Genomic DNA, 9,318 nt, shown 5'->3' on the forward strand with positions numbered 1-9,318 from the left:
GGCCTTGCCGGGTCATTGCGTCTGGCGGAACTCCCGCAAGAAACGCAGCCGCAGTTCGTCGCCTGTCAGATCCTTGGCGTTGACTGGGTTGTTCATCCAGTTCCACATGGCGGTGGCTGGCAGTTGAGCCCGCGTGATCTGCAGCTGCAGATCCTCGATCTCGCACGCAACACACTGGCGGCCGCGGTGGGCTTGGGCTTCCCTATGTCGTTCGCAAATAGCTTTCATTCTTTCTCCATACTCATGATGGTCTGCAGATCCTGCAGGGCCTGGGCTGGCACCAGGACATAGTCCGCGCCACCCTGTTCTGTTCGTTCGTATTCACAAGCCGCCGCCAGGAATTTCTGCAGCGGGGGCGCGAGAGTTTTAACTGTCAGCCGAGGGCGGGCCGCGGCGATCCTGGGCGTGACTTTCTCTTTGCCCTCAGCCTGAGCCCGCTGGGCAGCCTGGGCGATCACATCTCCTGCCCGCTCGCCGTGCTGCCGGATCAGCTCAATGGCTGCCGAGGGAGCGATCAGGCCAGACAGCACCGCTGTTTGAACGTCGCTGTTCGCTGTGGCGAGTAGCAACATGCCCTCCACGTGTGTCCGTGATTTGTTGCGCTCCTGGGCGATCCGCGCCACCGTCCAGCCGAACCCGATCAGTCGCAGATAACCTCGTGCGATCTCCAGGGTCAACAGCTTCCTGTTGTCCTGGCTGGACATGATGCGCAGCGTGCTATCGGCGTCGTTGCCTGTGAACTGGGTGATGGGGACCCAGACTTCGCCATCCTCGCTCTGAATCGGTGCGCCGGCATCAATGGCTCTTCCAATTTGCATGTGGCGGCGGTGGCCTTCGACAATCCAGACGCCGCCCTCCTGGCGGGGCTTCACCTCCAGCGGAGGGTAGGGCTTGCCGGCCATGATGTGCTGGAACAGCTGCTCGTCGTTCTCCTCGGCCTCTTTCCTTAGATTCTCCGGCAGCTGATCCGTAGGGATCCGGAGGTTGAAGCCGGGTTTGATGTGTAGATCCTGATAGCGGATTTTCATCGCGTCCGCCCGCTTGATCGTCTTGTCGCCGATCATTTTCTTAAACGTCGTCACCGTCTGCCCTCCTTCTTGTTTTCGTCAAGTCCCCGCAGCGCGTCGGCAACCGCCGTGCCGGTGTAGAACAGATCGCAACCGGTGCCGTCTGTGATGGCCCGCCCGTCTACGATGATGCGGGATCGGTCCTGCTGCATCTGCTGTAGGCGGGCTAGCACTTGCTGGAGGATCTGCCAGTCAGCCATGGCTGGCTCCGATTTGGCAGCTTGTGTGCTGCCCGACACCGATGTTGATGGTTTGCGACTGGCCTGCACGGTAGCCAGCGAGAGAGGCCGTTCGGTCGTATTCCTTGTCCCGGACAGCTCTTGTTCTGGCCTTGGGAAAGTCCGCTACCTGTTCTTGGGATTGGGAAAGCTCATCATCCAGGCGGGCTTTTTCCTGCTCGCTCATGCCGTGAAACACTTCGCTGATCTTGCGGGTCACGCCGATAGAGAAGTGATAATGAAAATCAGCTCTGGCTTTGGCGCTGGAATTAAGGCCGCGGAGTTTCAGCTCCTGAAGATGGTTCTTCCAACTTTGCTTTAGGGAGCGGGTAACGACCTCGCAGACATACAAAGCGATTTCGACGCTGGGCTTTTTCCCGTAGAAGGTATAGGTTAGCTTTTGGTTCCGGCTGGTGTAGTAAGCCGTCGCACACCCGAATATGAAGCCAATAGCCGTAAACAATTTGTGCTTCCAGATCGCGCTATCTTTTGTGTCCGTCTCGAAATCTCCTGAACCGAACTCAGCTTGCCCGAGCATAGCCTGGGAAATGGCGTACTTCTCCATCAAGACTTCGGCGCGGCGCCTGGCAATTGCTGCCTCGTGTTCGTTGCTGGAGCCAGAGAGAGCAAGCAGTTTCCTGATGCGCTCGATGTGGCGTTCTTTGTCGTCTTGGCTCATTGGCCTGCCTCCTTACGGGCTGCTTCCAGCAGTCGATTGGCGCGGTTGTAGCCAATTGATAGGCTTCTTGCCAGTTTGGATATGCTCGTCACGCCGCAGCCATTCACCAGCCACTCGGCTGCGCCTTGGAGCGGGTCCGCATCCGCCTTGTCGGCGTCCTGCTGGGCGAGTACGGCACGCACTTTTGCGATGTATTCCGCAGGTAGTAGGGGCAGCAGGTCATCCACAAGGACGCCGGCAAGCGCATCGCGTAGAGCAGCCCTCTCAGCCAGCAGGGCGCGGAGGTCTTCGGGGTGGCAGTCTTGGGCTGCATCGCAGTTCTCGCAATGCCCAGCAGCCGCGATCTGCCCGCGCAGGAATGCCGGCAGCGCGGTGTTTTCGGTTGCGCCGCGCAGATACTCCAGATCGGGCGCACTGGGAATCAGGCTACCGGGGAGGGGCTGGGCCTGGGCTGCTTGGTTCGCTACTCGTGCCGCTTTGGTAAGAGCTTCGCATTCGGGCGACATATTCTCGTGAGGGTGGCTGCGCTTGCACCCCTTCTCAAGCTGCGCCTGGGCGGCCGCAAATGTCTCAGCGCTCAGCCCGACCGGGCATAGCTTCCATTCCCATCCTGCTGGTGGCTGCGCCTGGGCGGCAACGGGGGCGGCGTACAAAGCCATGGGCGTTGCGTCAAAAAACTCGTGGGCCAGTTCTTCGATGCTTGGATAGATATCAGCGTGACGGCCATCCTGAAATCGCCCGATAGCTTGCTTGCTGACGTAACCCACCGGCTCCGCGCTCACAGGGGCGGCAAAGAGCGGTTTCCAGCCAAATTTCTCGGCTGCCTCATGGAGCTTTTTTTTGTCGCCGCCAAAGCTGGCTGCGTCCTGGTACCTCTTGATCCGCATTGCATGCGCGGTGCCGCTCGGGACTCTGTAGGCGATCGGCTCTACACCCGCGGAAGGCTTGGCCTGCTTTTGAGTGCTGGTGCTCATCGGTTCTTCTCCTTCAGCAGGTGGTATTCAGTATTGGGGGCGGCGTTCGACACCACCGGGATGAATGCGCGTGTGCCGTAGACCTGGGCGGCGCGCTGCAGGTTGATGGTCTCCTGACTGAGGGCCTGAACGGGGTTGCGGCGCATGTCGTCATGCATGGGCTGGCTCTGGCGCATTGGTGGCCTCCTTGTGTTCGTCGTATTTTTGGATGCCCCAAGCCAGGGCGTAGCAGCACCAGATAAAGCGGCTGGTGTACCGGGTGAAGTCGTGTTCGAAGAGGTCGTCGAACTGCCAAACCTTGCGGCTGCTGTGGTCACGCCAAGAGAAATCAAAGGCGGCGTGCATGGCTCGCTCGCCGCCGTTATCAATCTCTCCCAAGACCCGATGCTCCACGTCTTCCCAGAGGTCGCGGCGGGCAGACTCATCAAGAAGGCCACCGTTGCGCGCTTCGCGTATCCAGCTGATCCGGTACTCATTGATCGCTCGCCGGAACTCGGTTTCATCGAACTCCACGGCGGATGCCTTGTGACGATTCCCGCCAACGGCCTGGAGTTTTTCAGCCCAATAGTCCACATTGATGCCCAGCCGCTCTCCATCGAGCTTGGCGTACTCGCGGTCAACACGGAAGAACTTGAACATATCCTCCAGGCGCTGGAACACGTACGTACCCATGTCGCCCGTGTAGCAGAGGTATCCGGGCCAGGTGATCAGATCGAAGTGCATGCACATCGTGCCGGGCCGGCGAAATCGAACGTGCCGGTGCAGGCCGTCCTCTTTGATGATTTCCATGACGTGGCTCTCCACGTCTCTTAGGAACTGCAGTTCGTTGATTTGATATTGATTTGCCATATGATTGTCCTGGCCAGCCTATTGGCCAACTGAGTTTTTACGCATTTAGAACTGGAGTGCTGACAATGTCTGTTCCTTATTCCGAACCGATCACTGAAATGATTGATGGGTATGAATGCATGGTTTCAACGGTGCCCGTGGGAAAGGGCTATGAAGGTCGTTACAGGGTTGATTCGCTTTGCCTAAGAGATCGCACTGGCTTATATGAGACAGGCGAAGAGGCTTCCGAGGCTGCCCGCGATCTTGCTCGCAAGGCGATACGGGAAAAACGCCACGAAGCCTGAAGGCGCTTTGACCGTTACGCCTTGGCTCTCCATCCGTTCTCACCCCACACCATGCAGCTGGGATCCAGCTCATGGCAGAGGGATGCATATCCGTTGTTGAAATGACCGTGGCGCCCTGTTTTGTGCAGCAGCACGCGGGGCACGGGGTCATGGCGAACGGTAAAAATTTGCCCCGGCTCGATGTGTCGAAGGCGGGGCAATGGTTTGTGGCGGCTCGTCGCCGGCTGAAAACTGCTTTTTCATCTTTTCCTCCCTGGTTGCTATATAAGCTTTTCCAAAGTAATGTCATGGTCGGATTAACTTTTTTGGAGAACGTATGTCTGAGGAAAATCGTGAAACATGTGTTGAACAAGCGGCCGTTGCCCTTTTGGCCGAGGCTCAAGCACAAGGTATTGATTTACAGGCTCTGGGCGAGAAAGCGAAAACTGGCATTATTGGCGGGGCCGAATATCGCTGGGTGAGTGATGCAGTGTTGGCCAATGAATCGACGAAGGCTGTGGATTACCTAATATCCTCTACGCTCAGCAATTTCGGTCGGAATTAAGTTAGGCTGAATTGCGTCAAGCTCACTGTTTCATCAAGCAGGTCACTGGCCTGCTTCTTTTTTCGAACTGGTTTATGCCAGGCGGGAGGTAGAAATGGAACTGCAAGAATGGCAGGTGCTTCTGCGTAGAGGGCGCGAGAGAATTGCTGCTCAGAACGTAGGGCGCTTAAATCGGGTCAAGGCGGAGTGCACCCCAGCGATCGCGGATGCACTAGCGGTAACCCAGGAAGAATTAATTGCAGTTGAAACCGCTCGAGAAGTGAGCAAACTCGTTGACCAGCTAAGGGGGCGGAGTCTGACACGGTATTTCTGATACGAGTTGGAGCTGATAGCGCGGAAGAGGCTGAGCGTGGCATTGCCGGCTATCAAAAGAACATTAACGATATATTGAGTTAATTTATTTCAGCCGCACCGCCCAGCATCTGCATCTGTTCGGCGATAATTTCAGTGGTGTAGCGCTCCTGGCCGTCCTGGCCGGTCCACTTGCGGGTGCGCAGGCGGCCTTCCACGTAGACGGAGCGGCCCTTGCGTAGGTATTCGCCGGCGATCTCGGCCAGGCGGTTGTAGAACACGACGCGGTGCCACTCTGTGACCTCCTGCCGCTGTCCGGAAGCCTTGTCTGTCCAGGCAGAAGTAGTCGCGATGGAAATGTTGCAGACGGCGCCGCCGTCGGGGTTGTATCGGACCTCCGGATCCCGTCCGAGGTTACCGACCAAAATCACTTTGTTCACTGATGCCATATTCAGAATCCTGCAGCGGGGGCGACGTGGCGCAAGGTGACATACAAGCCCAGGGCGATGGCGCAGCAGCCGACCCAGGCCGAGTTAGGGATATGCCAGTCATCAGCACTGGGCTGCCAGCCGTAGCGGGCCGCCAGCCGCGGACGTACAACCCGTAGCCAGGCACTATCCAGCATACCGGCCAGGCCGAAGACGCAAAAAATCAGAAACAGGTAGGCAAGAGCCGACATACTGGTCTCCTGAAATGAATAGGCAGAAAGAGGCCCTGCGCTCCAGACGGAAAGGCAGGGCCGGAGCGGGTACGCGGCGTCAGGCGCGGGCGATGCTGGCTTCAAACTTGGCGTAGGGCAGGGCGTATTCCTTGCCGCCAGCCGTGTATTTCACTGTGTGCCCACGGCCTTTCTTGGTAACCGCGGTGATGGTGGCGTTCTGCTCGGTCAGGTTCTTGGATCGGACCGAGCCGGTTTTGATGGCAACAGTTTTGCCGACGGCAATTTGCGTCATGGGTAGGTTCCTTGAGAGTGTGGCCGGGATGGCCGGGAGGGATGGCGCCCGCTCTCACCATGCGGGCCATGGGCCTGTGCGCTCTCAGGCTGGCGTAATGTATGCTGTACTTAGACTGCATGGCCTCATTCCAGAGGCTCATGGCTTTTGGCGACTTCAATGAGCAAGTGCTGTTATGATCGCTTGGCTTGAATTGGTTTTGTCTCTATTAGGTGGTGCTGAATGCTTACTAGAATTTTTGGATCAATACGACGAGAGTATTTGCTTAGGGCTTACGCTATTGGCTTAGCTTTTTTTGCCTTGTTTGTCTTCATGGATTATCAAGCTGGCTGGCCGGACGGTTTCTTTTGGAAGCGAACATTCCCAGGTCTGATATGTTTGGCGCTTTTTCCATTCTCGAAGCTCGTCTATGATGAATTGAAGCGCTTCGTGCTTGGGGATAATGTTTTTTTCCTGAACGCTTTGGTGATGCTAATAGCTAAATTCATCATTAATTTCGCGTTGTTTCTGTGCGCTTGGTTCATTGCTCCGCTTGGCATCGCTTATTTGTGGTATGTATCCCGATCAAATGCTTAGGCTCCCTACAGCCGGCCCGCCTGGCCGGGTGATAGTTCAGTAGGGTAGCCATGCCATGATCGGCTTGCCCGTTCGCTTGCTTACCGCGCCGCCGGGCCGCTCGCCGCGAACCATGATGCGTAGACCGTCATGCCCGACGGTCTTTCGCGCCAGCTCAATCCAGTCCTGGCAGAACTGCGGCGCATCAAACTCAGGCGACACCTGCCGGTGCTTGCCTGATTCCAATATCTTGGCGGCCTGATCTGCATACCATTTGCGCAGATCTTCATCGCTCATTGCTTTCAGCTTGTCACTGGGGGGGGGCTTTACGCGCCGCCAGCGTCTTGGCCAGCGGCTCGGTCATACCAAATACACAGAATGCGGACATGGCGTCCTCCTATCTCCGGGAATGGGTTGTCAGACTGGCAAGCCGTGTTCGCTCATGAATTCCGCGCCGCTCATTTGAATGAACCCGGCGCATTCGGCGTAGCTGCCACAAAACAGCGGCTTCGCGATCCTGCTGACGGCGAACGTGGTTTTTCGATACCCGCCGCCGCTCACGCTCCCAGCGTATGCATGGGCCGGCTTCATCTTGAAAACTTCAAACCCTGCCGCAGCTTCGCGGATAGTCATGCGGTTGTAGTTCATGCCTTTCTCCTATGTTCGGGGGCGGGTTACATGACGCGGCCCAGGCAGTCGCACAGATAAGTGCGCAGCAGCTTCAAGGCCTCCTGTTCCTGACCGGGTGCCAGGGCGGTAAACATCGCTTGTAGAGCCGGGCCGTGGTCAATCTCGTCCGTTGGCGACTTGCATCGTCTATCCAGCTCAGCCACCAGTTCATCGGTTTCAAACTCAGACATATCAATGTCGACATCGACATTCAGGCGCACATAGGCCATTTGCTGCTCTCCTTGAAAGTCACTTTCACTTCTTTGTTCGCATGAAAAACCGCCCTGAGTAGGGCGGTTTCAGATGCGGCCCCACCAAAGGGGGCCTATGGCCGGGATTCCAACCGGCATGACCGTTACCGTTTTTGGCCGTCTGCGCCTCACCCTGTTCACCGTTTACCGCGCTTGGCTGGACTGGACACGGAAGGGATGCCGCGCACCTGCAGACAGGCTGCCGGTGCTATTGGTATGCGGGTTGTTAAAGAGCTTGAACGAATATTAGCGCAGCGCTAATCATTTGGTCAATAGCGCGGCGCTAATTTAGATTGCGAGAAAAAACCCGCTATCGCGGGTCTTGAAAAGTGCTCAGAGCGACGATCTGCTGGGCGAACTATTGGCGACGCTGGCGCAGGGCTATGTAGGTCTGGAGCCTTACGACTGCGTCTAAAATTTCTTGGATCGCAGCGCTCTCAAGCTCAAAGGTTTCGAGTCTTTGTACAGGCCTGTGGGGGTATAGCCTTTGTGCGTCGGTGGCCGGGAGTTTCGCGCCTTTCTGGGCGGGTACGTCATGCGGGTTACGTCTTTGCTTTTTTCGGTCGGACTTCTTCATCTAGTTCTCCGAGCGCCACGGGCTGCTGTTACGTGCAAGTGGGCGCATCCATACGGGATCTGGTTAACGCGTGTTCTACGGGGAGGGGGCGGGTGGAATACGGATACTGTATATCCGTACAGTTAATTGGGTCAATAGCGTTGCCAAACTTGGCCGCTTTATGCCCCGAATCAAACTGCTTCGTACAAGTCTCGGGGCTGAGGGCGAAAAAAACCCGCTCAAAGGGCGGGTGGATTGTTGCGGTATAGGTGAAACGCTCAAGTGTCGGTTAAGGCGCGGCTGTTGATCAGTTTTTGTACTAGATCCTCCATGGCGCGTTGCACGGCTTGGCGCGTAGCTTGCTCGACGACAGGCATGCCGTCGCCGCAACCGCCCGATCCGTCTTCGTGTCGGCCCTGTCCTCGCGCGGTTGTTTGGAATGCAAGTTCGCCAGTGTCCTTCCAAGCCCTCACACGTATAGATAAATCTACATTTGCTTCGGGCGTAGCCATCCAAAAGCCAGGGTTGAAGCGTAGGCGAGGAGAGAAATCGTCTAGCGAAAAATCTAAAAAATAGGCGCCTGATGTGGTTTGCTGGCTGTCTATTCTCACGACCTGCTTGAATGCTCCCTCAAGCGTGCGCATGATGGAGTCAGCAATGGCAACGCCAGGGGTGATAGTGTAATTGTGGGCGCCGCAGATAAAGCCCGTGTTAACTCGCTGTGAAACGCTTAACAGCTCAGGCTCAAACCTAACCTCCGCATTGGCTTCCAGTCGCCTTGTGGGCATGATTTCCGCCGCGCCACTTACGCTATCGATATGGCCTTTGTAGGCGCAAGCTTGGAGCAGGCCTGCAGATATGACAGCCGCCAACACCTTGAGTTTCATGCTACCTCCTAATTGTTTACTTTCAGTTTAAACGTTTTGTTACGTTAGGCTGTAATGAAAAGGCAGAATCGGACGATCTGCCTTTTGTTGTGTGGAGACTGGCTCAATCTTTCTCTATGTCTAAACCTAGCTCCTTAGCGGAGACGCGCAAAGCCGCTTCGAGACGCACGATGTCAAGGCGATCTAAGGCCAAGATGCGGCTTTTTTTGATAGAGGGAAAGGGCCAGGCGTCATCTGACAAGTCTGGATCTGTATCCATCCATCCAGTCGGTTTTCCACGTTCCTCTTCCAAGGATCTGGCCATTGGAGAGCCCATCTGCTTGGGCTTTTTGGTCTTGCTCCCAAGTGACTGGTTCAGGATCTGGCTATAGGTCGAGTCCCTGTCTATTTTGCCGGTTGCCCTATTAAGGTCCGCAGCTGTGCCGCCCACCTCGTTGATGAGCATCTTAAGTCTTATGCGGCGCACTTCTTCGACAGTTTTCATAGCTCTCAATTAAACAGCGCAGTGCTAATGCTGGGGCGTAGCGCCGCGCTATTGACA

At 56.4% G+C, this 9,318-nt stretch carries 17 protein-coding genes and 1 pseudogene; 3 read left to right on the plus strand and 15 right to left on the minus strand.

Features of this window, described 5'->3' with window-relative positions:
* Window positions 1–12 precede the first annotated feature (12 nt).
* Genes ACWPWO_RS05235 through ACWPWO_RS05265 form a run of 7 tightly spaced genes read right to left on the minus strand, consistent with a single transcriptional unit; the run spans window position 13 to window position 3,727 of the window.
* On the minus strand, window positions 13–228 hold the full coding sequence (locus tag ACWPWO_RS05235) for a hypothetical protein (RefSeq protein WP_454004945.1): 216 nt from the start codon (window positions 226–228) through the stop codon (window positions 13–15).
* On the minus strand, window positions 225–1,082 hold the full coding sequence (locus tag ACWPWO_RS05240) for a ParB/RepB/Spo0J family partition protein (protein ID WP_454004947.1): 858 nt from the start codon (window positions 1,080–1,082) through the stop codon (window positions 225–227). The genes ACWPWO_RS05235 and ACWPWO_RS05240 overlap by 4 nt, the downstream gene beginning before the upstream one ends.
* The gene (locus ACWPWO_RS05245) at window positions 1,079–1,267 is read right to left on the minus strand and encodes a hypothetical protein (protein WP_454004949.1); all 189 of its coding nucleotides are present in this window, start codon (window positions 1,265–1,267) and stop codon (window positions 1,079–1,081) included. Before ACWPWO_RS05245 ends, ACWPWO_RS05240 begins: the two co-directional genes overlap by 4 nt.
* Complete coding sequence (locus ACWPWO_RS05250; protein ID WP_454004951.1) at window positions 1,260–1,964, minus strand: DUF2786 domain-containing protein; 705 nt, start codon at window positions 1,962–1,964, stop codon at window positions 1,260–1,262. Before ACWPWO_RS05250 ends, ACWPWO_RS05245 begins: the two co-directional genes overlap by 8 nt.
* Window positions 1,961–2,938, minus strand: coding sequence for a hypothetical protein (locus ACWPWO_RS05255; protein ID WP_454004952.1), 978 nt, complete (start codon window positions 2,936–2,938; stop codon window positions 1,961–1,963). Before ACWPWO_RS05255 ends, ACWPWO_RS05250 begins: the two co-directional genes overlap by 4 nt.
* Window positions 2,935–3,114 carry a hypothetical protein gene (locus ACWPWO_RS05260; protein WP_454004954.1) on the minus strand — a complete coding sequence of 60 codons (180 nt, stop codon included), beginning with the start codon at window positions 3,112–3,114 and terminating at the stop codon, window positions 2,935–2,937. The genes ACWPWO_RS05255 and ACWPWO_RS05260 overlap by 4 nt, the downstream gene beginning before the upstream one ends.
* Window positions 3,089–3,727: a hypothetical protein gene (locus ACWPWO_RS05265; RefSeq protein ID WP_454004956.1), complete on the minus strand. Its 639-nt coding sequence runs from the start codon at window positions 3,725–3,727 to the stop codon at window positions 3,089–3,091. Before ACWPWO_RS05265 ends, ACWPWO_RS05260 begins: the two co-directional genes overlap by 26 nt.
* Before the next feature lie 125 nt (window positions 3,728–3,852).
* Between ACWPWO_RS05265 and ACWPWO_RS05270 the strand changes: the two genes are divergently transcribed.
* Window positions 3,853–4,071 (plus strand): hypothetical protein, encoded by a 219-nt coding sequence (locus ACWPWO_RS05270; RefSeq protein ID WP_454004958.1) that lies wholly within the window; start codon window positions 3,853–3,855, stop codon window positions 4,069–4,071.
* A 316-nt stretch (window positions 4,072–4,387) separates the two neighbouring features.
* A complete protein-coding gene (locus ACWPWO_RS05275; protein ID WP_454004960.1) occupies window positions 4,388–4,615 on the plus strand; it encodes a hypothetical protein in 228 nt (75 codons plus the stop codon).
* 410 nt (window positions 4,616–5,025) lie between these two features.
* On the opposite strand, the pseudogene ssb reads toward ACWPWO_RS05275, so the two are convergent.
* The 3 genes and pseudogenes from ssb to ACWPWO_RS05290 all read right to left on the minus strand — a co-directional run.
* Window positions 5,026–5,355 (minus strand): annotated as a pseudogene (gene ssb / locus ACWPWO_RS05280) (single-stranded DNA-binding protein); the annotation flags it as partial.
* Window positions 5,356–5,357: 2 nt separating this feature from the next.
* Window positions 5,358–5,585 carry a hypothetical protein gene (locus ACWPWO_RS05285; protein ID WP_454004962.1) on the minus strand — a complete coding sequence of 76 codons (228 nt, stop codon included), beginning with the start codon at window positions 5,583–5,585 and terminating at the stop codon, window positions 5,358–5,360.
* A 79-nt stretch (window positions 5,586–5,664) separates the two neighbouring features.
* Window positions 5,665–5,859: a hypothetical protein gene (locus ACWPWO_RS05290; protein WP_454004964.1), complete on the minus strand. Its 195-nt coding sequence runs from the start codon at window positions 5,857–5,859 to the stop codon at window positions 5,665–5,667.
* 222 nt (window positions 5,860–6,081) lie between these two features.
* On the opposite strand from ACWPWO_RS05290, the gene ACWPWO_RS05295 reads away from it, so the two are divergent.
* Window positions 6,082–6,435, plus strand: coding sequence for a hypothetical protein (locus tag ACWPWO_RS05295; RefSeq protein WP_454004965.1), 354 nt, complete (start codon window positions 6,082–6,084; stop codon window positions 6,433–6,435).
* A gap of 36 nt (window positions 6,436–6,471) precedes the next feature.
* Here ACWPWO_RS05295 and ACWPWO_RS05300 read toward each other — a convergent pair whose 3' ends face one another.
* The 5 genes from ACWPWO_RS05300 to ACWPWO_RS05320 form a co-directional block, all read right to left on the minus strand.
* Window positions 6,472–6,711, minus strand: a complete 240-nt coding sequence (locus ACWPWO_RS05300; RefSeq protein ID WP_454004967.1) for a hypothetical protein — start codon at window positions 6,709–6,711, stop codon at window positions 6,472–6,474.
* 120 nt (window positions 6,712–6,831) lie between these two features.
* A complete protein-coding gene (locus tag ACWPWO_RS05305) occupies window positions 6,832–7,062 on the minus strand; it encodes a hypothetical protein (protein WP_454004969.1) in 231 nt (76 codons plus the stop codon).
* Window positions 7,063–7,088: 26 nt separating this feature from the next.
* Window positions 7,089–7,313 carry a hypothetical protein gene (locus ACWPWO_RS05310; RefSeq protein WP_454004971.1) on the minus strand — a complete coding sequence of 75 codons (225 nt, stop codon included), beginning with the start codon at window positions 7,311–7,313 and terminating at the stop codon, window positions 7,089–7,091.
* An 855-nt stretch (window positions 7,314–8,168) separates the two neighbouring features.
* Window positions 8,169–8,777 (minus strand): hypothetical protein, encoded by a 609-nt coding sequence (locus ACWPWO_RS05315; protein WP_454004973.1) that lies wholly within the window; start codon window positions 8,775–8,777, stop codon window positions 8,169–8,171.
* Window positions 8,778–8,880: 103 nt separating this feature from the next.
* Window positions 8,881–9,261: a hypothetical protein gene (locus ACWPWO_RS05320; RefSeq protein ID WP_454004975.1), complete on the minus strand. Its 381-nt coding sequence runs from the start codon at window positions 9,259–9,261 to the stop codon at window positions 8,881–8,883.
* Window positions 9,262–9,318 lie beyond the last annotated feature (57 nt).

It is taken from the genome of Alcaligenes sp. Marseille-Q7550 (assembly GCF_965112015.1).